Raw genomic sequence first — 23,790 nt, 5'->3', positions numbered from 1 at the left:
CCGGCTGTGAACCCCTGATGCGTGGGCCCGCACGGCGACCGCGCGGGACCACCGGCCTTCTCGCCTGTCCGGGTCGGAGGCCCTACTTCTTGAACCCGTAGTCCATCATCTTCTTCGCGTCGGCGGTGCGGTTCGCCTCGGAGGTCGACGTGAGCACCGTGCCGATGACCGTCTTGCCCTTGCGGGTCGCCGCGAAGACCAGGCAGTACTTGGCGGTCGGTCCTGAGCCGGTCTTGACGCCGGTCGCGCCGCTGTAACTGCCGAGCAGCTTGTTGGTGTTGGTCCACGACATGTAGCGGTAGCCACCGTTCTTGGTGGTCACCTTCTGCTTCGTCGACTTGGTCTTGACGATTGAGCGGAACGTGGAGCTCTTCATCGCCTTGCTCGCGATCTTCGTCAGATCACGGGGGGTCGAGTAGTTGTTGCCGTTCCCGATGCCGTCGAACGAGTCGAATCGGGTGTTCTTCAACTTGAGGCTCTTCGCCGTGGAGTTCATCTTGCCGATGAACGACTTCACCCGCGCGGCACGGGTCGAGCCGGAGCCGAACTTGTCGGCCAAGGCGTACGCGGCGTCGCAGCCGGAGGGGAGCATCAGACCGTAGAGGAGCTGGCCCACCGTCACCTTGTCGCCGACGATGAGCCGGGCGGACGAGGCGTTCTTCGAGACGATGTAGTCGCTGTACGCCTTCTGGATCGTGACCTTGGACTTCAGGTTCACGTTCTTCTGGGACAGGACGACCAGCGCCGTCATGATCTTCGTGGTCGAACCGGTGGCCCGGCGGGTGTCCGCGGACTTGGTGAAGAGGGTCTTCCCGGTGCCGTCGTTCATCAGGAAGCCGCCCTTGGCGACGATCTTCGGAGCCGGCGGCGTGGCGGCGTGTGCCGTGGAGGCGAAGGCGCTGCCCGCGAGCACCGCACCGGCGGTGAGCGTCACGGTGGCCGTGACGGAGACGCGATTGACGTACTTGATGCCGATTTTCAACTGAACGCTCCAAATGCCCCTGATGCGCGGCTACATAAGGGTGCCGCTCGCAGGTGAGACTCCTGGCGAGGGGAAATGGATGTGTTACCGAACGGGTGATTTTGCGCAGGCTTGACTCCCGGCCGCCGGCGCGCAGCAGCCCTTGCCGCGCCATGCCTCGCGGCCCTCCTTGACCGCGATGCCGGCGATGGTGAGGGCAGCGACCGGGTCCGCCCAGGACCAGCCGAACGCGGCGTTGAGGATCAGGCCGACGAGCAGGACGGCGGAGAGGTACGTGCACAGCAGGGTCTGCTTCGAGTCGGCGACGGCGGACGCGGAGCCGATCTCGCGGCCCGCGCGCCGCTGGGCGGCCGACAGGAACGGCATGATCGCCAGCGAGAGCGCGGCGATGACGATGCCGAGCGGGGAGGGCTCGGCCTCGCCGGTGCCGGTCAGCGCGCGGACAGCGTCGACGGCGACGTATGCGGCGAGGGCGAGGAACGACGCGGCGATGATCCGCAGGGCGGTCCGCTCCCGGGCCTCGCGCACCGCGTGCTCGCGGGCGGAGAACTGCCAGGCGACCGCGGCGGCGGAGGAGACCTCGATGACGGAGTCCAGGCCGAAGCCGATCAGCGCGCTGGAGGAGGCGAGCGTTCCGGCGGTGAGGGCGACGACCGCCTCGATGACGTTGTAGGCGATGGTGGCGGCGACCAGCAGCCGTATGCGGCGGGCGAGCGCGTCCCGGCGGGCCGGGGTGGGGCCGAGGGAGAGCGTGGTCATCAGCAGCACCCTCGCGTCTCGGCGTCGGGGCAGGTGCGGTCGGTCTCGACGGCCACTACCGCGGAGCGCAGGTCGTCCAGTGCGGTGCCGAGGCGTTCGTCAGCCAGCTCGTAGCGCGTGCGACGGCCGTCCGGCGAGGTGACGACCAGGCCGCAGTCGAATTCAGGAAGGCCTGAACTGTATCCGGCTCTTCGGGCCTGGCAGAGGTCCAGGATCCGGACGCCGGCCCCCATGCGTGCATGTTGTATCTATGCTGTGCGCATGCCTGCCGCGCCCTCCTCCGCCCCCGTACGGTCCACGTCCTCCTCCCTCAAGCGCCCGCCCGCCGCCGAGCGGGTCTACACGCACATCAAGGAAGCGGTCCTGGACCGGCGTTACGAGGGCGGGACGCTGCTCACCGAGGGGGATCTGGCGGATGCGGTCGGGGTCTCGCGGACGCCGGTGCGCGAGGCGCTGCTGCGGCTGGAGGTCGAAGGGCTGATCAAGCTCTACCCGAAGAAGGGTGCGCTCGTCCTCGCCGTCTCCGCGCAGGAGATCAAGGACGTGGTGGAGACCAGGCTGCTGGTCGAGGAGTTCGCGGCGCGCAAGGCGGTGCCTGCCTCCCCGCGGCTGATCGAGCGCCTGGAACAGCTTCTGGAGGAGCAGCGGCAGCTGGCGGAGGCCGGCGATCTGGCGGCGGTGGCCGTCACGGACCGCTGTTTCCACGCCGAGATCGTGAAGCACGCGGGCAACGAGATCCTCTCGCGCCTCTACGACCAGCTGCGCGACCGTCAGCTGCGCATGGGCGTCGCGGTGATGGAGGCGCATCCGGGGAGGATCGAGGCCAACATCACCGAGCACGGTGAGCTGCTGGAGGCGATCCGGGCCGGTGACGCCGACGGGGCGGCCCTCGTCGTGCGCCGCCATGTCGGCCGGGTGCGGGAGCTGGTGCGGGGTGAGGACCGGTGAGCTCGGCCGCCCCCACGCTCCCGCTGCCCGGTGACCCGCCCGGCGGCCGGCGTGCCGCCTGGGTCTGGGGCATCGGCGTCGCCGTCTACTTCGTCGCGATCATCTTCCGTACGAGCCTGGGCGTCGCCGGACTCGACGCCGCCGACCGGTTCGACGTCAACGCCTCGGCGCTCTCCACGTTCTCGATTCTCCAGCTCCTGGTCTACGCGGGCATGCAGATACCCGTGGGGCTGATGGTCGACCGGCTCGGCACCAAGAAGGTCCTCACCATCGGGGTCGTGCTGTTCACCGTCGGGCAGCTCGGCTTCGCGCTCTCCCCCTCGTACGGGATGGCGCTGGCCGCACGCGCCCTGCTCGGCTGCGGCGACGCGATGACGTTCATCAGTGTGCTCCGGCTCGGCAGCCGCTGGTTCCCGGCCCGGCGCGGACCGCTGATCGGGCAGGTCGCCGCGCTGTTCGGGATGGCGGGCAACCTCGTCTCGACGCTGTTCATCGCGCGGGCGCTGCACAGCTACGGCTGGACCACGACGTTCGTCGGCAGTTCGCTGGCGGGCGTGGTGGTGCTCGTGCTCCTGCTGCTGTTCCTGAAGGACCACCCCGAGGGCCATGAGCCGCCGCCCGCCGAGCACGCCGGGGCCGCGTACGTCCGCCGGCAGATCGCCGCAGCCTGGCGGGAGCCGGGGACCCGGCTCGGGATGTGGGTGCACTTCACCACCCAGTTCCCGGCGATGGTGTTCCTGCTGCTGTGGGGGATGCCGTTCCTGGTCGAGGCGCAGGAGCTGAGCCGGGGCACGGCGGGCTCGCTGCTCACCCTGGTGGTGCTGTCCAACATGGTGGTGGGGCTCGTCTACGGGCAGATCATCGCCCGTCACCACGAGGCGCGGACCCCGATCGCGCTCGGCACGGTGGCGACGACGGCCCTGCTCTGGGCGTCCGCGATCTTCTACCCGGCCGACCACACGCCGATGTGGCTGCTGATCGTCCTGTGCCTGGTGCTGGGCGCCTGCGGCCCGGCCTCGATGGTCGGTTTCGACTTCGCCCGCCCGGCCAACCCGCCCGAGCGCCAGGGCACCGCCTCCGGCATCGTCAACATGGGCGGCTTCGTCGCCTCGATGACCACCCTGCTGGCCGTCGGGGTCCTGCTGGACGCCACGGGTGACAACTACCGTGTCGCGTTCGCCTCGGTCTTCGTCCTGGAGGCGTTCGGCGTCGCCCAGATCCTGCGGCTGCGCCGCCGGGCGGCCCGCAGGGAACGCGAGCACCACGTGGTCAGCCGCGTCGAGGCCGTGCACGTGCCCGCGTAGCCCTCACTCCGAGGCGCGGGCACGTGCCCGTGAAGCGGTAACGGGGTCACGGGGTCACGGCGAAGTTGTCCAGGATCGCGGCGGCCAGCTCCTGGTCGCCCTCGATCTTGATCCGGTCGGCGACGGCCGCGGGACGGACCCGGCCGCAGGCGAGGCGGACGTACGTCTCCCAGTCCAGCGACAGCGTCACGGCCGGGCCCAGCGACGGCGCGCCGTCGATCGAGCCGCGGCCCTCCGCGTCGACCCGGACCGTCCGCAGGAACTCCACCGGGCCGTGCACGTCGAAGACGACCGCCGAGTTGGCCGGCGCGCCCGCGCTCTTGGCGACCACCTTCGGCAACCCGGCGAGCAGCATGTCCCGGGTGATCAGGGCGCCGGGGGAGTCCAGGTTCCCCGGCTGCCCCAGCGTGCTCCGCAGATCCTGCTCGTGCACCCACACGTCGAAGGCCCGCAGATTCAGTGCCGTTTCGAGGGTCTGCTCGGCGCCCAGAGGAGCGCGGACCTTGGTCTCGGGGCTGCGCGACTCGTTGCGGATCTGGCGGGCCCGGCGGATGAGGACGTACTCCAGCTCGGCGGTGATCTCCGGGGAGGTGTGGTGCCGCCGGACGTCGACCTGCATCTCCATGTACCGGGCGAAGTCGCTCTGTACGTGGTACAGGTCGCGCGGCAGGGTGTGGATCGGCCGGGGATCGCCGAGCATCTCGCACTCCATGCCGATGACGTGCGACACGATGTCGCGCACCGACCACCCCGGGCAGGGCGTACGTCGGTTCCACTCGCTCTCGGCGAGGGGCTTCACCAGCTCGGCTATCGCCTCGATGGAGTGGGTCGCGGCGTCGGTGTAGGGCTGGAGGCTGGGATGGACGGTCACGGGACCCCTCGTGCGGTTCTGCGGTGCATGGGCTGGAGAGAGCAGGGAGTGCTGGCGGGTGGGCCGGCTCTGACGGCACTGTCGGCGAGCTGCGTGGGAGGTTCGGTGGCTAAGTTACGCTGCGAGCAGGCACCCCGGCAGTGCTTTCGTGTGACGATCGTAGGCCCGTGTTGACGGCTTGAATGCCAGGACGGTGGTAGTGTGCGCGCCTCCCTCATCCAGATCGCAGTGGACCCGGACGAATCCGTCGAGGCCCGCAGAGTACGAGCGGCCTCTCTGGTGGTCGCCCAGCGCGGCTCTGACCTGGTGGTTCTTCCCGAGCTCTGGCCGGTCGGGGCGTTCGCCTACACCTCCTTCGAGGCGGAGGCCGAGCCGCTGGAGGGCCCCACGCACGAGGCGATGGCGAAGGCGGCGGCCGAGGCCGGTGTCTGGCTGCACGCGGGCTCCTTCGTCGAACGCGCGGACGACGGCACCCTGTACAACACCAGCCTGGTCTTCTCGCCCGAGGGCGAGCGCGTGGCCGCCTACCGGAAGATCCACCGCTTCGGTTTCGACCAGGGCGAGGCGGTGATGATGGGCGCGGGCGAGGAGCTCGTGACCGTCGCCCTGCCGGACACCACCCTGGGCCTCGCCACCTGTTACGACCTCCGCTTCCCCGAGCAGTTCCGGGGGCTGGTCGACGCGGGCGCCGAGACGCTCGTCGTCGCGGCGGGCTGGCCGGAGCGCCGCCGCTCCCACTGGACGCTGCTGGCGCAGGCCCGCGCCGTGGAGAACCAGGCGTACGTGCTCGCCGTCGGCACGGCGGGCACCCACGGCGACATCCAGCAGGCCGGCCACAGCATCGTCGTCGACCCGTGGGGCGAGGTGCTGGCCCAGGCGGGCGCGGACGAGGAGGTCCTGACCGTCGAGCTGGACGCGGACAAGGTACGCGCGACCCGGGAGCAGTTCCCGGCCCTGAAGGACCGCCGCCTGGGGCTCACGCCACCGCTCTGAGGGCTGCCGTGGTGGCGGTCGCGACGCCCTGTCTCGGTCGCGACGCCCTGTCTACAGTGAGCGCCATGGCTGAGCAGGGCAGTGCCGAATCGACGTTGCTCCGTGGCACGGCGATCTCCGCCGCCTCGGCCACGGTGCTCCTCTACCTCCTCGGCCTTCTCCTGGCCGGTTTCGCGGTCAGCGAGGTCGGGTCGGGAGCGGACTCGACGCCCATGCACCAGTGCCGGTACGCGTCCGACCTGCCGGAGGGCGCCCGGGTGGAGACGCACGACATGCGGTTCATTCCGGTGGACGTCCTGTGCCGCACCACCGACGGCCGGGAGTTCACCAGTGGGGTCGTCCCGTCCTGGCTCAACCCGGCCCTCGCGGTCTCCTTCGCGGCCACGGTCGCCCTGACGGCGGCGGCCTTCGTCCAGGCGGACCGGCGGGCGGCGGCGCGGCAGGCGGGGCGTGTCGCACCCTGACCGGGCGGGCTCGGAGGGCTCCACGTTTCACGTGAAACAACCGGGCCGCCGCGACCGGCGGGACTCAGCCCTCGCTCTCCTTCTCCGCCAGCACGATCACGCACATCGCCACGGCGATGAGCAGCGCGGTGTCGGCGTCGTCCCGGACGACGTCGATGCCGTACGTGTCCCGGAGGGTCAGCCAGCGGCGCGAGATCTGGGCCAGCAGCTCACCGTCGTACTCGATGGCGAACTCGCGGTCCAGGATCTTGCCGCTGACGTCCAGTTCCGTACCGTCCACCAGCGTCACCCGGTAGTGGTTGCGGAGCAGTGACAGCCGCTTGCGCTTGACCTTGGCCAGCTCCTCGCCGCCCCGCTCGATGAGCATCGTGTCGCGCAGGCTGATCAGTTTCTGCCGCAGCTCGACCAGGACCCGGCCGTCGGCGTCCTTCAGCTCGAAGGTGTCGCGCAGTCGCATCGCCTTGCCGTCGACCAGGAAGACCTTGCGGCCCCCGTCGTCCTCGATCCAGTAGTCGTCGCCGATGGCGAACAGCCGCTCACGTACGAGAAGTCTCATGGGGCACAGGTTCCCCCGGGGCCCGGCGGAATGCGCGCAGGCCGGGACGGTGTTGACTGGTGACATGGCAACACGTGCACGCGTCCGCGCCCCCGAACTCATCGGCAAGGGCGGCTGGCTCAATACAGGCGACCAGCAGTACACCCTCGCTGACCTGCGAGGACGCATCGTCATCCTCGACTTCTGGACGTTCTGCTGTGTGAACTGTCTGCATGTCCTGGACGAGCTGCGCGAGCTGGAGGAGAAGCACCGCGACACCGTGGTGATCATCGGCGTCCACTCGCCCAAGTTCGTCCACGAGGCCGAGCACCAGGCCGTCGTCGACGCCGTCGAGCGCTACGAGGTCCACCACCCCGTCCTCGACGACCCCGAGCTGGCCACCTGGAAGCAGTATGCCGTCCGCGCCTGGCCGACGCTCGTCGTGATCGACCCCGAGGGCTACGTCGTCGCCCAGCACGCGGGCGAGGGCCACGCGCACGCCATCGAGAAGCTCGTCGAGGAGCTGGAGACCGAGCACGCGGCCAAGGGCACGCTCCGCCGGGGCGACGGCCCCTACGTCGCGCCCGAACCCGTCGCCACGCATCTGCGCTTCCCCGGCAAGGCGCTGCTCCTGCCGGACGGCGGCTTCCTGGTCTCCGACACCACCCGGCACCGCCTGGTCGAGCTGGACGCGGACGGCGAGACCGTACGACGTCACTTCGGCACCGGCGAACGCGGGTTGACCGACGGCGGCCCGGACGAGGCCCGGTTCAGCGAACCGCAGGGGCTCGCCGTGCTCCCGGACGGCCGCGTCGCCGTCGCGGACACCGTCAACCACGCGATCCGCGCCCTGGACCTCACGACCGGGGTGACCAGCACCCTCGCCGGGACCGGCCGCCAGTGGTGGCAGGGGACCCCGACCAGCGGCCCGGCACGCGAGGTGGACCTCTCCTCGCCGTGGGACCTCGCCTGGTTCGGCGACCGGCTGTGGATCGCCATGGCGGGTGTGCACCAGCTGTGGACGTACGACCCCGAGAGCGGCACCGTGGGCGTCGCCGCCGGTACCACCAACGAGGGCCTGGTCGACGGGCCGGCCGCCGAGGCCTGGTTCGCCCAGCCGTCCGGGCTCGCCGTCTCCGCCGACGGGGAGCGGCTCTGGGTCGCCGACTCGGAGACCTCCGCGCTGCGCTGGGTCGACCGCGACGAGCACGTCCACACCGCCGTCGGGACCGGCCTCTTCGACTTCGGCCACCGGGACGGGGCCGCCGAACAGGCGCTCCTCCAGCACCCGATCGGCGTCACCGCGCTGCCCGACGGGTCCGTCGCGATCAGCGACACGTACAACCACGCCCTGCGCCGGTACGACCCGGCGTCCGGGGAGGTGACCACGCTGGCCACCGATGTCCGCGAGCCCAGCGACGCGGTGCTGGTCGACGGCGATCTCGTCGTCGTCGAGTCGGCCCGCCACCGGCTGACCCGCCTCCGGCTGCCCGAGGAGGCGGTCCAGGTCGCCGACCAGGCGCACCGCACCCAGCGGGCCGCCACCGAGATCGCCCCGGGCACCCTCCGCCTCGACGTGGTCTTCCAGGCGCCGGCCGGACAGAAGCTGGACACCCGCTACGGTCCCTCGACCCGGCTCCTGGTCTCCGCCACCCCGCCCGAACTGCTGGCGGACGGCTCCGGCGCGGGAACGGACCTCGGGCGCGACCTGGTCCTCGCGGACGGGGTCACCGAGGGCGTACTGCACGTCTCCGCGATGGCGGCGTCCTGCGACGACGACCCGGCCAACGAGTACCCGGCCTGCCATGTGCACCAGCAGGACTGGGGGGTGCCGGTCCGCGTCACGGCGGAGGGCGAATCCCGGCTGGCGCTGGTGCTCGCGGGGATGGACGAGCAGGGCTGACGCGCCGGACGGGTCGCCCCTGCGCGGGGCGACCCGGAGCGCCCGCCGTTACTGGTAGCGCTGCTGGTCGTCCTGGACGACCGTGGTGGTGGGCGGCACGACCATCCGGCGGCGCCGCGCGATGCTCATGTAGACGAAGACCCCGACGAGTCCGACGAGCATCATGATCCAGCCGACCAGGTCGACGTTGACGGTGTCCATCTTCCAGTCGGTGGCGAACGCCAGGATCGCGCCCGCACCGATCAGGAGGATGCATCCTCCGAGTCCCATGAATCCCGCCTCCTCGACCGCCCGGTGAGTCCGGGCCGGTGTACGACTCGCGTACCCGGCCCGGCAACAACCATGTGCGCGGGAGCGGTTGGGTGTTCTGGGGTCAGCCGGCCAGGAACGCGGTGAGCGCGTTCGCGAGCAGATACGGGTCGTCCGCGCCGCACAGCTCACGGGCGCTGTGCATCGAGAGGATCGCCACGCCGATGTCCACGGTCTGGATGCCGTGCCGGGCGGCGGTGATCGGTCCGATCGTCGTGCCGCAGGGCATCGCGTTGTTGGACACGAAGCTCTGCCACGGCACGCCCGCCTTCTCGCAGGCCGCGGCGAACACCGCACGGCCGCTGCCGTCGGTGGCGTACCGCATGTTGACGTTGACCTTGAGGATCGGCCCGCCGTTGGCGACCGGGTGGTGCGTCGGGTCGTGCCGCTCCGCGTAGTTGGGGTGCACGGCGTGGCCGGTGTCGGAGGAGAGGCAGACGGTTCCCGCGAAGGCGCGGGCGCGGTCCTCGAACGTACCGCCGCGTGCGAACACCGAGCGCTCCAGCACCGAACCCAGCAGCGGCCCGTCCGCGCCGGTGTCGGACTGCGAGCCGTTCTCCTCGTGGTCGAAGGCCGCGAAGACCGGGATGTACGGGAGGTCGGCGTCGGGCAGAGCGGCGACGGCGGCCAGGGCGGCGGTCGCCGCGTGCACCGAGAGGAGGTTGTCCATCCGGGGCCCGGCCACCAGCTCCCGGTCCCGGCCCAGGTAGGAGGGCGGCTCGATGGCGTGCGGCATCAGGTCCCAGCCGGTGACGTCCTCCGCGTCGACGCCCGCCTCCTCGGCGACGAAGCGGATCAGGTCGCCCTCCTCCACATCGCCGAGTCCCCAGATCGGCTGCATGTGCTTCTGCCGGTCGAGCTTGAGCCCTTCCGTGTTGGCCGACCGGTCCAGGTGGACGGCCAGCTGCGGCACCCGCAGCAGCGCCCGGTCGATGTTGACCAGCCGGTGGGTGCCGTCGCGCAGCGAGATCCGCCCGGCGAGGCCCAGATCCCGGTCGAGCCAGGTGTTGAGCAGGGTGCCGCCGTAGACCTCGACGGCGATCTGGCGCCAGCCGTGCGCCCCGGTGTCGGGCAGCGGCTTCACCCGGAGGTTCGGGGAGTCGGTGTGCGCCCCCGCGATCCGGAACGGGGTGTGCGCCTGCGCGCCCTCCGGCACGTACCAGGCGACGATCGCCCCGCCGCGCAGCACGTACTTCCCGCCCGCCGAGCCGTCCCAGGCGGCTGTCTCCTCGACCTGCCGGAAACCGGCCTCCGCCAGCCGGGCGGCGGCGTTGGCCACGGCGTGGTACGGGGACGGGCTGGCCGCCAGGAAGGTCATCAGGTCATCGGTGTGCGCACGGTCGAACCGGAGAGGGGAACTCATGTTCTTCACTGTAACGAGGACCCGGGGTCCGGTATCCGGTGACCGCGAGATCCGTGGACCGGTGCGGCCGTCGCCTACAGCTCGTCGATCGCGGTCAGGTCGATGTCGATGTCGTACGGGGCGGAGAGCTTGAGCCGGTCGTGGTGGACGCCGGTGGAGACATAGGCCTTGTTGACCGGGTCGAGCTCGTAGGTGATGACCATGGGGCGGTCGTTCTCGCCGGTCATCTCGACCAGCCAGAAGTGCTGGATGCCCGCAGCTGCGTACTTGTGGGGCTTGGTGTCCCGGTCGCGGTCCTCGGAGTCGGGGGAGACGACCTCGACGGCGAGGAGGACGTCCGAGGCTTGGTAGCGGGTGGTGCGCTGGTCTCCGTCGGCGGTGGCGGTCACAACGAGCAGATCGGGCTCCGGGGCGTTGCGCTTGCCGAGGACGACCGCCATCTCCCGGCGTACGCGCAGATGGCCGGGTACATGGACGCGCAGTCCCTGCTCCAGCAGATACATCGCCAGCGTGTGAAACTTTCGCTGCGGACTCACGAAAACCAGGCTCCCGTCGATCAGCTCGGTGTGCGGCGGGAGGTCAAGCGTGAAGAATTCGTCCACGGTGTAGCCGTCCGCAGGCGGGACCGGCCACTTGGAGCCGTCCGACTGACGGTGCAGCGATTCGGGCAGTGCCTCGGCGGTCATGGTTCCTCCCATGGACGGGATTCTGGGCCGTGCACTCAGCGTACCCAGCTGATACGACAGCGCCGCCACCCGAAAGAATTCCGGGTGGCGGCGCCGGTTGACCCACGGGCCGGGCGAGCGAGGTCCTAGAAGGCGGCCTCGTCCAGCTCCATCAGCGAGTTGTCGATCGACTCGGCGAGGGCGCGCTCGGTCGAGACGCCCGGCAGGACGTTCGCGGCGAAGAACTTCGCGGCGGCGATCTTGCCCTGGTAGAAGGCGACGTCCTTGGCGGAGGCGGTCGGCAGCTTCTCGGCCGCCACGGCCGCGCCCTTGAGCAGCAGGTAGCCGACGACGACATCGCCGGAGGCCATCAGCAGGCGGGTCGTGTTGAGGCCGACCTTGTAGATGTTCTTGACGTCCTCGCCGGTCGCGGTCAGGTCGGTGATCATCGTGCCGACGATCGCCTCCAGGTCCACGGCGGCCTTGGCGAGCGAGTCCAGCGCGGGGGCCAGCTCCTCGTTGCCCTGGGCGCCCGCGAGGAACTTCTTGATCTCCTCGGAGAGCGTGTTGAGCGAGGCGCCCTGGTCACGGACGATCTTCCGGAAGAAGAAGTCCTGGCCCTGGATCGCCGTGGTGCCCTCGTAGAGGGTGTCGATCTTGGCGTCCCGGATGTACTGCTCGACCGGGTACTCCTGGAGGTAGCCGGAGCCGCCGAAGGTCTGGAGCGACTGCGCGAGCTGCTCGTAGGACTTCTCGGAGCCGTAGCCCTTCACGATCGGCAGCAGCAGGTCGTTGAGGCCGTTCAGCGCCTTGGCGTCCTCGCCCGCGGCCTCCTGCTCCTGGATCGCGTCCTGGACGGAGGCGGTGTACAGCACGAGGGAGCGCATGCCCTCGGCGTACGCCTTCTGCGTCATGAGCGAGCGGCGCACGTCGGGGTGGTGCGTGATGGTGACCTTGGGCGCCGTCTTGTCCATGAAGTTCGCCAGGTCCGGACCCTGGACGCGCTCCTTGGCGTACTCCAGGGCGTTCAGGTAGCCCGTGGAGAGGGTCGCGATGGCCTTCGTGCCGACCATCATGCGGGCGAACTCGATGATGCGGAACATCTGGCGGATGCCGTCGTGCTTGTCGCCGATCAGCCAGCCCTTGGCGGGGTGCTGGTCACCGAACGTCATCTCGCAGGTGTTGGAAGCCTTGAGGCCCATCTTGTGCTCGACGTTCGTCGCGTACACGCCGTTGCGCTCGCCCAGCTCGCCGGTCGTCCAGTCGAAGTGGAACTTCGGGACCATGAAGAGCGAGAGGCCCTTGGTGCCCGGTCCGGCGCCCTCGGGGCGGGCCAGAACGTAGTGGATGATGTTCTCGGACATGTCGTGCTCACCCGAGGTGATGAAGCGCTTCACACCCTCGATGTGCCAGGAGCCGTCCTCCTGCTGCACGGCCTTCGTCCGGCCGGCGCCGACGTCGGAGCCGGCATCCGGCTCGGTCAGCACCATCGTCGAGCCCCACTGCTTCTCGACGGCGATCTCCGCGATCTTCTTCTGCTCGTCGTTGCCCTCCTCGAAGAGGATGCCGGCGAAGGCCGGACCGGAGGAGTACATCCACACGGCCGGGTTCGAGCCGAGCAGCAGCTCCGCGTAGCCCCAGATCAGGGAGCGGGGCGAGGTGGTGCCGCCGATCTCCTCGGGCAGGCCCAGACGCCAGTACTCGGAGTCCATGAAGGCCTGGTACGACTTCTTGAAGCTCGCCGGGACCGGAGCGGTCTTGGTCTCCGGGTCGAAGACCGGCGGGTTGCGGTCGGCGTCGGCGAAGGAGTCGGCGAGCTCGTTCTCCGCGAGGCGGGCGACCTCGTCCAGGATGCTCTTCGCGGTGTCGACGTCCATCTCACCGAACGGACCGGTGCCGTACACCTTGTCGCGCCCGAGAACCTCGAACAGGTTGAACTCGATGTCGCGGAGATTCGACTTGTAGTGCCCCATGGGAAGGCTCCGTAATCAATAGCAGTGGCGCCACAGCGCCCCGGGGAGTGATGCGGTCGGGCGACAGGCAGGCGTAGGTCTATCAGCTGACCTCTCCGATGATGCTACCCGTCAGTAATAAGGCGCAACCCCTCAAGCCGTAGATGTGTCCGATTACTCTTTGCAGCATGTACGGCTACGACCAGAACCCTGGTGCTCAGCAGCAGATGGGTCAGATGGGCCAGATGGGTCAGATGGGCGGCGGCTACGGGGAGCAGCCGCTGTATCCCGAACCGTCGCCGCCCTCCCTGGCCGACGCGGTCCGGGCCTTCACCACCGGCTCCCTCTCCGCCGAGGACTTCCAGCAGATCTTCGCGACGTCGAAGGTCTACTGCCCGCGCGGCGACAACCCCGGTTTCCTGGCGCTGCACAACACGCAGCAGCCGGTGATCCCGATGTTCACCACGCTCAAGGAACTGCGGCGGTACGCGGGCAAGGAGTCGAAGTACTTCGTGATCACCGGGGCCGAGGTGATCGACCTGCTGCCGACGGGGTACGGCTTCGTCCTGGACATGGAGGGCGACCACCGGATGGTCTTCGACGCCAAGGCCGTCGAGCAGATGGTCGACTTCGCGATGCGCCGTATGTACGGCTAGGGATTCGGGGTGTCCGTGGGTCGCTGACCTGGGGTTTCTTCTGTCGGGCGAGGGCCCGCGCCGAGACGGCGCGGGCCCTCGCCCTGTCGCGGCCGCCCTCCGGGAATGCGCGACGCCTTGCAAGATGTTCACCATTCAACTAAATTGATTCCAGAACACTCGCCCGGAGGTGGCTTCCATGCCCGCAGTGACTGTCGACAACCCGCTGACCCTGCCCAAGGTGGCCGCTTCGGGTGACGCCGCGGCCCGTCCCGTGCTCGCCGTCACGACCGCGCCCAGCGGCTTCGAGGGCGAGGGATTCCCCGTCCGCCGCGCGTTCGCGGGGATCAACTACCGGCACCTCGACCCATTCATCATGATGGACCAGATGGGTGAGGTGGAGTACGCGGCGGGAGAGCCGAAGGGCACCCCCTGGCACCCGCACCGCGGCTTCGAGACGGTCACGTACCTGATCGACGGGACCTTCATCCACCAGGACTCCAACGGTGGCGGCGGCACCATCGAGAACGGCGACACCCAGTGGATGACCGCCGGCTCGGGCCTGCTGCACATCGAGGCCCCGCCGGAGTCGCTCGTCCAGTCCGGCGGCCTCTTCCACGGCCTCCAGCTCTGGGTGAACCTGCCCAAGGCCCACAAGATGATGGACCCGCGCTACCAGGACATCCGCGGCGGCGAGGTCCAGCTCCTCGCCTCCCCCGACGGCGGGGCGCTGCTCCGCGTCATCGCCGGTGAACTCGACGGCCACCAGGGCCCGGGCATCACCCACACACCGATCACGATGATCCACGCCACCGTCCGGCCCGGCGCCGAGGTGACCCTGCCGTGGCGCGAGGACTTCAACGGCCTCGCGTACGTCCTGGCCGGGCGCGGCACGGTCGGCGCGGAGCGCCGTCCGATCGCGATGGGCCAGACCGCGGTGTTCGGCGACGGCGGCTCGCTGACCGTCCGCGCGGACGAGCGGCAGGACGGCCACACCCCGGACCTGGAGGTCGTCCTCCTCGGCGGCCGCCCGATCCGGGAGCCCATGGCCCACTACGGACCGTTCGTGATGAACAGTCAGGCCGAACTGAAGCAGGCCTTCGAGGACTTCCAGGCCGGCCGCCTGGGCACGGTCCCCGCGGTCCACGGCATGTGACGACGCGTCACCCGTACGGGGGGCGTCGGCGGGCCCGCCGACGCCCCCCGTGATCGGCTGGGAGGGTGCCCGCATCCACGCCCCTCCTGCCCGACAGCGCCCGCCGCGCCGCCGCCTGGTGCGGTGTCGTCCTGCTCGTCGTGGGCGTCGCCGCCGTCGCGATCTGGCTGGTCGTCGTCCTCAAGACCGCGGTCACCCCGGTGCTGCTGGCCCTGCTCGGCACGGCCCTGCTCGGCCCCGTCCACCGCTGGCTCATCGCGCGCCGCCTCAACCGTTCGCTGGCCGCGGGGCTGACCTGCGCCGCCCTCGTCGCGGTCGTCGGCGGTGCCGGGTACATCGTCGTCACCGCCCTCGTCGACTCCGGCGACCAGATCGTCGCCTCGCTCAAGGACGCGGGCCAGTGGGTCGTCGATCACCTGGAGATCGCCGGGGCCACGGACGTCGACGATCTGGCCGACAACGCGAAGGGCCTGGTCGAGAAGTTCGGGGCGAGCGCGGCGGGCGGGCTCCTCAGCGGCATCAGCCTGATCGGTTCGCTGGTGGCGACCAGTGTGCTGGCCCTGCTGCTGACGTTCTTCTTCCTGCGCGACTCGGACCGGGCGGTGAACCTGGCCCACACGGTGGCCCCGCGCGGCACGGGGGACCTGGTGGAGGCCATGGGGCGGCGGGCGTTCGAGGCCGTCGAGGGCTTCATGCGCGGGACCACGTTCATCGCCCTGATCGACGCCGTGTGCATCACGGTGGGCCTGCTGATCCTGGACGTCCCGGGTGCGGTGGGGCTCGGCGCGCTGGTCTTCGTCGGCGCGTACATCCCGTACCTGGGGGCGTTCCTCTCCGGCGCGGTGGCGGTGCTGGTCGCGCTGGCCGACCGGGGGTTCGTGATCGCGCTGTGGGCGCTGGGGGTGGTGCTCGCGGTCCAGGTGCTGGAGGGCCATGTGCTCCAGCCGATGATCCAGAGCCGTACGGTCCAGATGCACCCTGCGATGATCATGATCGCCCTGACGGCGGGAGCGAGCGTGGCCGGCCTGCTGGGCATGCTGCTGGCGGTCCCGTTGTGCGCGGCGGCGTTCGGCGTACTGGGCGAACTGCGCGGGGGAGGCCGTTCCGGCCCGCCGGAGACCGGCGACCCCGGTCCCTCGGGCGGCGCCCACCCCAGCCCCTCCGGTGCTTGAGGACGGAACCGTGCGGGTGGTGGGCCCGCGCTCTCGGTGGGGCCGGGGCCCGGGAATCCAGCCCGTCCGGCGCTTGAGGACAGAACCGTCACGGCGGGCGAGCCCGAGCGCTCGGAGAGCCACGGCCCGGGTCCCTCACCCGCTCAGGAAACCCCCGGCTCATCGGACTCGTACAGCTCGAACCAGATCGACTTCCCCTCCCCCCGCGGATCCACCCCCCACGCATCCGCCAGCATCTCCATCAGTACGAGCCCCCGCCCGCTGGATGCCATCTCGCCCGGTCTCCGCTTGTGCGGCAGCTCGTCACTGGCGTCCGCGACCTCGACGCGCAGCCGCCGCTCGCCCTGCCCGCCGGAGATCTCCGCCACCATCAGCGCGTCCCCGTCCGTGTGGACGAGCACGTTGGTGGCCATCTCGGAGACCATCAGGACCGCCGAATCGACCTGCTCGGGATCGCTCCAGTCGTGCAGCAGCTCCCGCACCAGCTGCCGCCCCACCGAGATCCGTTCCGGCTCGGCCTGCGCGATGGTCAGGACGCTCCGGCGCGGCGCCGCCTCCGGGGCCGGGGCGCTCTCACGCCGCAGCACCAGGACCGCGATGTCGTCCTCCCGCCGGTCCGCCAGCGGCCCCGTCGTGTAGTGCGAGGTCGGTCCGTGCACGGCCTGGACCAGGGCGTCGGCGAGCTGCTCCAGGTCCTCCACCGGCTTCTCCAGGACCGGGCGCAACCGGGTCCACCCGGTGGCCATGTCGTGTCCGCCGGTCTCGATGAGGCCGTCCGTGCACAGCATGATCGTCTCGCCGGGCTCCAGTACCACCCGGGTGGTGGGGTAGTCGGAGTCCGTCTCGATCCCGAGCGGCAGCCCGCCGGCCGTCTGCCGGATCACCGCGGTCCCGTCGGCGCTGATCACCACCGGGTCGGGGTGGCCCGCGCGGGCGATGTCCAGGGTCCCGGCCTCCGGGTCCACCTCGGCGTACAGACAGGTCGCGAAGCGCGGCGCAGGGGGTTCCGCGTCGCCCTCGACGCTCTCGTACGCGTCGGTGAGCCCGGAAAGGAAGCGCGAGGCCCGGGCGAGCACGGCGTCCGGGCGGTGGCCCTCGGACGCGTAGGCGCGCAGGGCGATGCGGAGCTGGCCCATCAGCCCGGCGGCCCGCACATCGTGGCCCTGGACGTCGCCGATGACCAGGGCGATCCGGCCGTTGGGCAGCGGGATCATGTCGTACCAGTCGCCGCCCACCTGGAGCCCGCCACCGGTCGGCACGTACCGCGCGGCCACCGTCATCCCGGGGATCTCCGGCCCCAGGGTCGGCATCATCGAGCGCTGGAGCCCCAGCGACAGCTCGCGTTCCGTCTCCGCGACCCCGGCGCGGGCCAGGGCCTGGGCGAGCATCCGGGCGACCGTCGAGAGCACCGCGCGCTCGTCCGGGGAGAACCCCACCGGGTGCTGGAACCCGGCCATCCAGGCACCCATCGTGCGGCCGGACGAGACCAGCGGCAGGAATGCCCAGGACTGCCGTCCGAAGCGCCGGGCGAGCGGCCAGGTGGCCGGATAGCGGCGGCGGTACTCCTCCGGGGAGGGGAGGTAGATCGCCCGGCCGGTGCGGACGACCTCGGCGGCCGGGTAGTCGGTGTCCAGGGGCATGTCGGTGAAGGGTTCCTCGTCCCCCATGCTGTGCCCGTGGTGCCCGATGATCGTCAGCCGCTCCCCGGCGGAGCCGAAGACCGCGAGGCCGTCCGGCGAGAAGCCGGGCATGGACAGGGATCCGGCGACCCGCAGCACCTCCGCCGTGGACCGGGCCTCGGCCAGCGCCCGCCCGGCGTCCAGCAGGAACGCCTCCCGGGACCGCCGCCAGTCCCCGGTGATCGGCGTGTGGGCGGCGTCGGTGGCGCCGGGCTGCGGTTCGGCGACCTCCTGGAGCGTGCCGTAGAGGACGTAGGCCTCGCTGTCGGCGTCCTCGTCCGTCCGGAAGACCGGCTTGGAGCGGCTGCGTACGGTACGCAGGACCTGCCCGCGCTCGTCCACGATCCGCAGCCGTGCCTCGGCGAGGCTGCCCTCGGCGACCGCGAGGTTCACGACCCCGTAGATCTCGTTCCAGTCGACCGGGTGGAAACAGGAGCGCACCGCCGACTCCCGGTAGCTGCCGGGCTCGGGAGGCAGGCCGAGGAGCCGGGCCGCCTCCGCGTCGAGCGTGACCGTGCCGGCTGCGTTGTCCCAGCGCCACAGGCCCGTCGCGATCGCGGCCAGGACTTCCTCGGTGCGCATTGCCCCACTTTAGGAAGATCTGCTCGGTGGACGCCACTGAGAGGCGGCCACCTGCCCAGGGGGCGGCGGGTACGGGGGGACAAAGGGAAATGAAGCCCCCCGGCCCCGGGCGGTAGCCTGGGGAGGCTCAATCCACACCTAACCGCGAAGACTGGATGAACGACGATGCATCGGTACAGGTCCCACACCTGCGGCGAGCTCCGCGCCTCTGACGTCGGCACCGACGTCCGGCTGAGTGGCTGGCTGCACAATCGCCGAGACCTGGGCGGCATCCTCTTCATCGATCTGCGCGACCACTACGGTCTGGTGCAGCTCGTCGCCCGCCCCGGCACCCCCGGCAACGAGGCTCTGGCGAAGCTGACCAAGGAGACCGTCGTCCGGATCGACGGCAAGGTCTCCGCGCGCGGCGCGGACAACGTCAACCCGGAGCTGCCGACCGGCGAGATCGAGATCGAGGTCTCCGAGGTCGAGGTGCTCGGCGAGGCCGCCCCGCTGCCGTTCACGATCAACACCGAGGACGGCGTCAACGAGGAGCGGCGCCTGGAGTACCGCTTCCTCGACCTGCGGCGCGAGCGCATGCACCGCAACATCATGCTGCGTTCGGCCGTGATCGCCTCCATCCGCTCCAAGATGGTGGCCCTCGGCTTCAACGAGATGGCGACCCCGATCCTCACCGCGACCTCCCCCGAGGGCGCCCGTGACTTCGTCGTCCCGTCCCGGCTGAACCCCGGCAAGTTCTACGCGCTGCCGCAGGCCCCGCAGCAGTTCAAGCAGCTGCTGATGATCTCGGGCTTCGACCGCTACTTCCAGATCGCGCCCTGCTTCCGCGACGAGGACGCCCGCGCGGACCGCTCGCCGGGCGAGTTCTACCAGCTCGACGTCGAGATGTCCTTCGTCGAGCAGGAGGACGTCTTCCAGCCCATCGAGAAGCTGATGACCGAGCTCTTCACCGAGTTCGGCAACGGCCGCGAGGTCACCTCGCCGTTCCCGCGCATCCCGTTCCGCGAGTCGATGCTGAAGTACGGCAACGACAAGCCGGACCTGCGCGCCAAGCTGGAGCTCGTCGACATCTCCGACGTCTTCGCCGACTCCGGCTTCAAGGCGTTCGCCGGCAAGCACGTCCGCGCGCTGCCGGTCCCGGACACCGCGGGCCAGTCCCGGAAGTTCTTCGACGGCCTCGGCGAGTACGCCGTCGAACACGGCGCCAAGGGTCTTGCCTGGGTGCGTGTGGGCGAGGACGGCACGCTGGCCGGACCGATCGCCAAGTTCCTCACCGAGACCGACGTCAAGACGCTCACCGAGCGCCTCTCGCTGGTCCCGGGCCACGCCGTCTTCTTCGGTGCGGGCGAGTTCGACGAGGTCTCCAAGATCATGTCGGCGGTCCGGGTCGAGGCCGCCAAGCGCGCCGGCCACTTCGAGGAGGGCGTCTTCCGGTTCTGCTGGATCGTCGACTTCCCGATGTACGAGCGGGACGAGGAGACCGGAAAGATCGACTTCTCGCACAACCCCTTCTCGATGCCCCAGGGCGGCCTCGCCGACCTGGAGGAGAAGGACCCGCTGGACATCCTCGCCTGGCAGTACGACATCGTCTGCAACGGCATCGAGCTGTCCTCGGGTGCCATCCGTAACCACGAGCCCGAGCTGATGCTCAAGGCCTTCGAGATCGCCGGCTACGACCGCGAGACCGTCGAGCACGAGTTCGCGGGCATGCTCCGCGCGTTCCGCCTCGGCGCCCCGCCGCACGGTGGCATCGCCCCCGGCGTCGACCGCATCGTGATGCTGCTCGCGGACGAGCCCAACATCCGCGAGACCATCGCCTTCCCGCTCAACGGCAACGCCCAGGACCTGATGATGGGCGCCCCGACCGAGCTGGACGAGACCCGTCTGCGCGAGCTGAACATCCAGCTGCGCAAGCCGGTCGCCGCTAAGGGCGCGTCGGAGAAGCCCGCCGACCAGTAGTCCGGACGGTCCCGCCCTGCGGATGTTTCACGTGAAACAGCCCCCGATCACCCGATCGGGGGCTGTTTCGTTGCAGACCCGCGAGCGCCGGTGACGGCCGGGCGACGCGGTACAGCCGGATGGCCCCGGTTCGGGTTCGGCCGGGGCGGGCCCGGCAAAGACTGGCACCGAGACACCCCTCTCGCAGCCCGTCCTGCCGCGTCGCGCCGCCCGCCGCCATCCGAGGAGCCCACCGCCGTGTCCCTCCCCCGCCGCCCACCCGCCCTGCTCGCCGCACCCCTCCTCGCCCTGGCTCTGCTGCTCACCGGCTGCTCCTCCGGCGCCGCTCCGGAGAAGACCCCGGTCGGCGTCCCGGGACAGGGCGCCGCGGGCCCGCAGTCCGACGCCGCGTCCGCTCTCCGGTCCTCCTCCAGCCCGGTGCCCGCGCCGAGCCCCGCCGAGATCCCCGACCTGGGACCGGAGACCCTGGCCCAGATCCCCGCCGAGGCCCGGCAGGCCTTCGTGGTCACCGGCGAGGAGGCCGACTCCTACCGCTCCAGCGCGGTCCTGTACAGCCGCGCGGACCCGGCCCAGGGCTGGGAGCCGGTCGCGGGACCCTGGCAGGCCCACAACGGTATGGAGGGCTGGACGGACCACCACGTGGCGGGCGACCGCAGATCGCCCAGGGGCGTCTACACCCTCACCGACGCGGGCGGCCGGCTCCCCGACCCCGGGGCACTGTTGCCGTACGACGAGCACCCCCGGTTCGCGGTCGACGGCGAGGGCTTCTTCGGCGAGCCGCTGGAAGGCTCCTTCGACTACGTCGTCGCGATCAACTACAACCGTGAGGAGGGCGTCAGCCCCCTCAACCGCACCCGCCCCCTCGGCCTGGAACGCGGCGGCGGCATCTGGATCCACGTCGACCACGACGGCCCGACCCAGGGCTGCGTCTCCGTCCCCGAGAAACGCATGGAAGAACTCCTGCGCACCCTGGACCCGGAGATGAACCCGGTGATCGTGATGGGGGATGCGAAGTCGCTGAGGCGGTGATCGGGGTACGGGCCGGGTGCCTTGCCCGTACGCTTGAGTCCGCCCCAACTGACAAGTGACCCGGTGCAAGAGGAGGTCGTGGTGAGCGTGGTCGAGGACCGCGTCCTGACACAGGACGTCTTCGAGGATCTGGCCCGTCACGCCATACGCGCCGAGGAGGCACTGCGGCTGGAGTTCGTGAACGGGAAACTGGGGGTCAAGGCTGTGCCGGACGGGGACCACGGGCGGATCATCGCCTGGCTGACGCAGATCTGCATGCAGTCGGATCCGAGCAGGTGGCTCTTCGGCGAGCAGGGCCTTCGCATTGAGTCCTACCGCAGGGGCAATGCCCGGCCCGATGCCAGTCTCGCTCCCATCGACGCCTTCGTCGGCCAAGGCGAATGGGCCAGCCCCGACGACGTCCTGATGGTCGTCGAGGTCACCTCGTACGACGAGGACACCGACCGCCGCGACCGCGTCGAGAAGCCCCGGGCGTACGCCGAGACCGGTATCCCCGTCTACCTGCTGATCGACCGGGACACCTGTGAGGTGAAGGTCCACTCGCAGCCCGACGGCGTGCGCTACGAGCAGGTCGTCACGGTGCCGTACGGCAAGACCGTCACCCTCCCCGACCCCGTCGGGATCGAGCTGGACACCGAACCCCTCAAGAACTGGGTGCGCTGACCCCACGCCGCAACGTCAGGAGCCCGGGACCGCTGTTGACGGTCCCGGGCTCCCGGCGTACGTACGGAGGCGTTACGCCGGCTTTTCCTCCAGGCGCGGGAACAGCACCGCGCCCTTCGTCACCGTCGCGCCTGCGGGCAGGGTGCCCCACGCGCCCGCGTCCTGGACCTTCTGGTCGGCCAGGGCGCCCAGGGACTCCTCGGCGCCCAGGGACTCCCAGAGCTTCTGCGAGGTCTCCGGCATCACCGAGTTGAGCAGCACGGCGACCCCGCGCAGCGACTCGGCGGCCGTGTAGAGGATGGTCGCCAGGCGGGCCTGGCCCTCCGGGGTGGTGTCCTTGGCCACCTTCCACGGCTCCTGCTCCGTGATGTAGCCGTTGACCTGCTTCACGAAGTCGAAGATCGCCAGGATGCCGCCCTGGAAGTCCAGCTCCTCGCCGATCTTCCGGTCGGCCGTCGCCACGGCCTTCGCCAGACCGTCCCGCACAGCCTGCTCGGCGTCACCGGCGGCCGTGTCCTCAGGCAGCGCGCCGCCGAAGTACTTGCCGACCATCGCCGCCACGCGCGAGGCGAGGTTGCCGTAGTCGTTGGCCAGCTCGGAGGTGTAGCGAGCAGAGAAGTCCTCCCAGGAGAACGACCCGTCGCTGCCGTAGGAGATGGCCCGCAGGAAGTACCAGCGGTACGCGTCGACGCCGAAGTGCGAGGTCAGGTCCTGCGGCTTGATACCGGTCAGGTTCGACTTGGACATCTTCTCGCCGCCGACCATCAGCCAGCCGTTGGCGACGACCTTGCCGGGGAGCGGCAGACCCTGCGCCATCAGCATCGCGGGCCAGATCACCGAGTGGAAGCGGAGGATGTCCTTGCCGATCAGGTGCACGTTCGCCGGGAACGTACCGTCGAACTTCTCCTGGTTGGCGCCGTATCCGACCGCCGTCGCGTAGTTGAGCAGCGCGTCGACCCACACGTAGATGACGTGCTTGTCGTCCCACGGCACCGGGACGCCCCAGTCGAACGTCGAGCGCGAGATCGACAGGTCCTGCAGACCCTGCTCGACGAAGTTCACGACCTCGTTGCGCGCCGACTCGGGCTGGATGAAGTCCGGGTTCGCCGCGTAGAACTCCAGCAGCTTCGGGCCGTACTCGCTGAGCTTGAAGAAGTAGTTCTCCTCCTTGAGGAGCTCCACCGGCTTCTTGTGGATCGGGCAGAGCTTCTGACCGGCGAACTCGCCTTCGCCGTCGATCAGATCGCCGGGGAGCTTGTACTCCTCGCAGCCCACGCAGTACGGGCCTTCGTACCCGCCCTTGTAGATCTCGCCCTTGTCGTACAGGTCCTGCACGAACTCCTGCACACGGTCGGTGTGCCGCTTCTCCGTCGTCCGGATGAAGTCGTCGTTAGCGATGTTCAGATGCTCCCAGAGGGGCTTCCACGCCTCCTCGACGAGCTTGTCCGCCCAGGCCTGCGGAGTCACGTTGTTCGCCTCGGCCGTGCGCATGATCTTCTGACCGTGCTCGTCCGTGCCGGTGAGGTACCACACCTTCTCGCCGCGCTGGCGGTGCCAGCGCGTGAGCACGTCGCCTGCGACGGTCGTGTAGGCGTGGCCCAGGTGAGGAGCGTCGTTGACGTAGTAAATGGGGGTCGAGACGTAGTACGCCGTCGCCCCCTGCTTCTCGGATCCAGTGGCCGCCATGGTCGAAATCCTAACGGCCCGATCAAGATCCACTCACATCGATAAACGGCGGCCCGTGCGCGGACGGACGAAGGCCCTCCGGTGGAGAGCTTTGCGAAACATCCCCTCACGTAGTGGTTCCCGTAAGAAAGTCGCATCCTGGGAGGGAGCGGACAAGCGTGCACGAGGCAGGGGACATCAC

The 23,790-nt window shown here is 70.1% G+C and carries 21 protein-coding genes and 1 pseudogene; 11 read left to right on the top strand and 11 right to left on the bottom strand.

Annotated elements, in window-relative coordinates; translation table 11 throughout:
• Positions 1-82 precede the first annotated feature (82 nt).
• The 3 genes and pseudogenes from IE140_RS10925 to IE140_RS10915 form a co-directional block, all read right to left on the bottom strand.
• A complete protein-coding gene (locus IE140_RS10925; RefSeq protein ID WP_093444191.1) occupies positions 83-982 on the bottom strand; it encodes a D-alanyl-D-alanine carboxypeptidase family protein in 900 nt (299 codons plus the stop codon).
• 84 nt (positions 983-1,066) lie between these two features.
• The gene (locus IE140_RS10920) at positions 1,067-1,741 is read right to left on the bottom strand and encodes a cation diffusion facilitator family transporter (RefSeq protein WP_150196228.1); all 675 of its coding nucleotides are present in this window, start codon (positions 1,739-1,741) and stop codon (positions 1,067-1,069) included.
• A pseudogene (locus tag IE140_RS10915) lies at positions 1,741-1,899 on the bottom strand (transcriptional regulator); the annotation flags it as partial. The gene IE140_RS10920 and the pseudogene IE140_RS10915, both read right to left, overlap by 1 nt.
• Before the next feature lie 103 nt (positions 1,900-2,002).
• Here IE140_RS10915 and IE140_RS10910 point away from each other — a divergent pair.
• Together IE140_RS10910 and IE140_RS10905 are read left to right on the top strand one after the other, a co-directional pair.
• Entirely contained in the window at positions 2,003-2,689 is a 687-nt protein-coding gene (locus IE140_RS10910) for a GntR family transcriptional regulator (RefSeq protein ID WP_093444244.1), read from the top strand.
• The gene (locus IE140_RS10905; RefSeq protein ID WP_150196227.1) at positions 2,686-3,993 is read left to right on the top strand and encodes an MFS transporter; all 1,308 of its coding nucleotides are present in this window, start codon (positions 2,686-2,688) and stop codon (positions 3,991-3,993) included. Before IE140_RS10910 ends, IE140_RS10905 begins: the two co-directional genes overlap by 4 nt.
• Positions 3,994-4,039: 46 nt before the next feature.
• On the opposite strand, the gene IE140_RS10900 is transcribed toward IE140_RS10905, so the two are convergent.
• On the bottom strand, positions 4,040-4,864 hold the full coding sequence (locus tag IE140_RS10900; protein ID WP_109179263.1) for a maleylpyruvate isomerase family mycothiol-dependent enzyme: 825 nt from the start codon (positions 4,862-4,864) through the stop codon (positions 4,040-4,042).
• A 201-nt stretch (positions 4,865-5,065) separates the two neighbouring features.
• On the opposite strand from IE140_RS10900, the gene IE140_RS10895 reads away from it, so the two are divergent.
• Both IE140_RS10895 and IE140_RS10890 read left to right on the top strand, forming a co-directional pair.
• Complete coding sequence (locus IE140_RS10895; protein WP_093444188.1) at positions 5,066-5,857, top strand: carbon-nitrogen family hydrolase; 792 nt, start codon at positions 5,066-5,068, stop codon at positions 5,855-5,857.
• A 65-nt stretch (positions 5,858-5,922) separates the two neighbouring features.
• Positions 5,923-6,321, top strand: coding sequence for a hypothetical protein (locus IE140_RS10890; protein WP_150196226.1), 399 nt, complete (start codon positions 5,923-5,925; stop codon positions 6,319-6,321).
• 64 nt (positions 6,322-6,385) lie between these two features.
• Here the strand turns inward: IE140_RS10890 and IE140_RS10885 are convergent, their stop codons facing one another.
• Positions 6,386-6,877, bottom strand: a complete 492-nt coding sequence (locus IE140_RS10885) for an LURP-one-related/scramblase family protein (RefSeq protein ID WP_032764514.1) — start codon at positions 6,875-6,877, stop codon at positions 6,386-6,388.
• 64 nt (positions 6,878-6,941) lie between these two features.
• On the opposite strand from IE140_RS10885, the gene IE140_RS10880 reads away from it, so the two are divergent.
• Positions 6,942-8,759, top strand: a complete 1,818-nt coding sequence (locus tag IE140_RS10880; RefSeq protein ID WP_150196225.1) for an NHL domain-containing thioredoxin family protein — start codon at positions 6,942-6,944, stop codon at positions 8,757-8,759.
• Positions 8,760-8,807: 48 nt separating this feature from the next.
• Here the strand turns inward: IE140_RS10880 and IE140_RS10875 are convergent, their stop codons facing one another.
• The 4 genes from IE140_RS10875 to IE140_RS10860 all read right to left on the bottom strand — a co-directional run bounded on the left by IE140_RS10875 (position 8,808) and on the right by IE140_RS10860 (position 13,069).
• Positions 8,808-9,029, bottom strand: a complete 222-nt coding sequence (locus tag IE140_RS10875; protein ID WP_030707566.1) for a DUF6458 family protein — start codon at positions 9,027-9,029, stop codon at positions 8,808-8,810.
• Between the two features lie 103 nt (positions 9,030-9,132).
• Complete coding sequence (locus tag IE140_RS10870) at positions 9,133-10,431, bottom strand: M18 family aminopeptidase (RefSeq protein ID WP_032764748.1); 1,299 nt, start codon at positions 10,429-10,431, stop codon at positions 9,133-9,135.
• A gap of 74 nt (positions 10,432-10,505) precedes the next feature.
• Entirely contained in the window at positions 10,506-11,129 is a 624-nt protein-coding gene (locus tag IE140_RS10865; protein WP_150196224.1) for a Uma2 family endonuclease, read from the bottom strand.
• A gap of 113 nt (positions 11,130-11,242) precedes the next feature.
• A complete protein-coding gene (locus IE140_RS10860) occupies positions 11,243-13,069 on the bottom strand; it encodes an acyl-CoA dehydrogenase (protein ID WP_093444184.1) in 1,827 nt (608 codons plus the stop codon).
• Between the two features lie 167 nt (positions 13,070-13,236).
• On the opposite strand from IE140_RS10860, the gene IE140_RS10855 reads away from it, so the two are divergent.
• The 3 genes from IE140_RS10855 (at position 13,237) to IE140_RS10845 (ending at position 16,011) form a co-directional block, all read left to right on the top strand.
• On the top strand, positions 13,237-13,704 hold the full coding sequence (locus IE140_RS10855) for an SseB family protein (protein ID WP_006125898.1): 468 nt from the start codon (positions 13,237-13,239) through the stop codon (positions 13,702-13,704).
• 178 nt (positions 13,705-13,882) lie between these two features.
• Positions 13,883-14,839 (top strand): pirin family protein, encoded by a 957-nt coding sequence (locus IE140_RS10850; RefSeq protein ID WP_032764509.1) that lies wholly within the window; start codon positions 13,883-13,885, stop codon positions 14,837-14,839.
• A 65-nt stretch (positions 14,840-14,904) separates the two neighbouring features.
• Complete coding sequence (locus tag IE140_RS10845; RefSeq protein ID WP_150196223.1) at positions 14,905-16,011, top strand: AI-2E family transporter; 1,107 nt, start codon at positions 14,905-14,907, stop codon at positions 16,009-16,011.
• A 143-nt stretch (positions 16,012-16,154) separates the two neighbouring features.
• Here IE140_RS10845 and IE140_RS10840 read toward each other — a convergent pair whose 3' ends face one another.
• Positions 16,155-18,272 (bottom strand): ATP-binding SpoIIE family protein phosphatase, encoded by a 2,118-nt coding sequence (locus tag IE140_RS10840; RefSeq protein WP_189460334.1) that lies wholly within the window; start codon positions 18,270-18,272, stop codon positions 16,155-16,157.
• Between the two features lie 165 nt (positions 18,273-18,437).
• Here IE140_RS10840 and aspS point away from each other — a divergent pair, with 165 nt between their 5' ends.
• From aspS to IE140_RS10825, 3 genes are all read left to right on the top strand, one after another.
• The gene (gene aspS / locus IE140_RS10835) at positions 18,438-20,231 is read left to right on the top strand and encodes an aspartate--tRNA ligase (protein ID WP_030806924.1); all 1,794 of its coding nucleotides are present in this window, start codon (positions 18,438-18,440) and stop codon (positions 20,229-20,231) included.
• 237 nt (positions 20,232-20,468) lie between these two features.
• Positions 20,469-21,260 (top strand): L,D-transpeptidase family protein, encoded by a 792-nt coding sequence (locus tag IE140_RS10830; RefSeq protein WP_189460332.1) that lies wholly within the window; start codon positions 20,469-20,471, stop codon positions 21,258-21,260.
• An 81-nt stretch (positions 21,261-21,341) separates the two neighbouring features.
• Entirely contained in the window at positions 21,342-21,923 is a 582-nt protein-coding gene (locus tag IE140_RS10825; protein WP_167533580.1) for a Uma2 family endonuclease, read from the top strand.
• Between the two features lie 72 nt (positions 21,924-21,995).
• Here the strand turns inward: IE140_RS10825 and metG are convergent, their stop codons facing one another.
• Positions 21,996-23,609 (bottom strand): methionine--tRNA ligase, encoded by a 1,614-nt coding sequence (gene metG, locus IE140_RS10820; protein WP_032776454.1) that lies wholly within the window; start codon positions 23,607-23,609, stop codon positions 21,996-21,998.
• Positions 23,610-23,790 lie beyond the last annotated feature (181 nt).

The sequence above is a fragment of the Streptomyces parvus genome, assembly GCF_014648875.1.
GTDB classification, from domain to species: domain Bacteria; phylum Actinomycetota; class Actinomycetes; order Streptomycetales; family Streptomycetaceae; genus Streptomyces; species Streptomyces parvus.
The sequence above is the reverse complement of the archived record's forward strand: the minus strand, read 5'-3'. Positions and strand labels throughout refer to the sequence as shown.

What these genes read in the sequence shown, in the direction of transcription:
- IE140_RS10885 (WP_032764514.1), bottom strand. Translation starts at nt 6,877, where the DNA reads ATGAGACTTCTCGTACGTGAGCGGCTGTTCGCCATCGGCGACGACTAC.
- IE140_RS10870 (WP_032764748.1), bottom strand. Translation starts at nt 10,431, where the DNA reads ATGAGTTCCCCTCTCCGGTTCGACCGTGCGCACACCGATGACCTGATG.
- IE140_RS10850 (WP_032764509.1), top strand. Translation starts at nt 13,883, where the DNA reads ATGCCCGCAGTGACTGTCGACAACCCGCTGACCCTGCCCAAGGTGGCC.
- IE140_RS10855 (WP_006125898.1), top strand. Translation starts at nt 13,237, where the DNA reads ATGTACGGCTACGACCAGAACCCTGGTGCTCAGCAGCAGATGGGTCAG.
- IE140_RS10875 (WP_030707566.1), bottom strand. Translation starts at nt 9,029, where the DNA reads ATGGGACTCGGAGGATGCATCCTCCTGATCGGTGCGGGCGCGATCCTG.
- metG (WP_032776454.1), bottom strand. Translation starts at nt 23,609, where the DNA reads ATGGCGGCCACTGGATCCGAGAAGCAGGGGGCGACGGCGTACTACGTC.
- IE140_RS10910 (WP_093444244.1), top strand. Translation starts at nt 2,003, where the DNA reads ATGCCTGCCGCGCCCTCCTCCGCCCCCGTACGGTCCACGTCCTCCTCC.
- IE140_RS10840 (WP_189460334.1), bottom strand. Translation starts at nt 18,272, where the DNA reads ATGCGCACCGAGGAAGTCCTGGCCGCGATCGCGACGGGCCTGTGGCGC.
- IE140_RS10920 (WP_150196228.1), bottom strand. Translation starts at nt 1,741, where the DNA reads ATGACCACGCTCTCCCTCGGCCCCACCCCGGCCCGCCGGGACGCGCTC.
- aspS (WP_030806924.1), top strand. Translation starts at nt 18,438, where the DNA reads ATGCATCGGTACAGGTCCCACACCTGCGGCGAGCTCCGCGCCTCTGAC.
- IE140_RS10860 (WP_093444184.1), bottom strand. Translation starts at nt 13,069, where the DNA reads ATGGGGCACTACAAGTCGAATCTCCGCGACATCGAGTTCAACCTGTTC.
- IE140_RS10880 (WP_150196225.1), top strand. Translation starts at nt 6,942, where the DNA reads ATGGCAACACGTGCACGCGTCCGCGCCCCCGAACTCATCGGCAAGGGC.
- IE140_RS10865 (WP_150196224.1), bottom strand. Translation starts at nt 11,129, where the DNA reads ATGGGAGGAACCATGACCGCCGAGGCACTGCCCGAATCGCTGCACCGT.
- IE140_RS10890 (WP_150196226.1), top strand. Translation starts at nt 5,923, where the DNA reads ATGGCTGAGCAGGGCAGTGCCGAATCGACGTTGCTCCGTGGCACGGCG.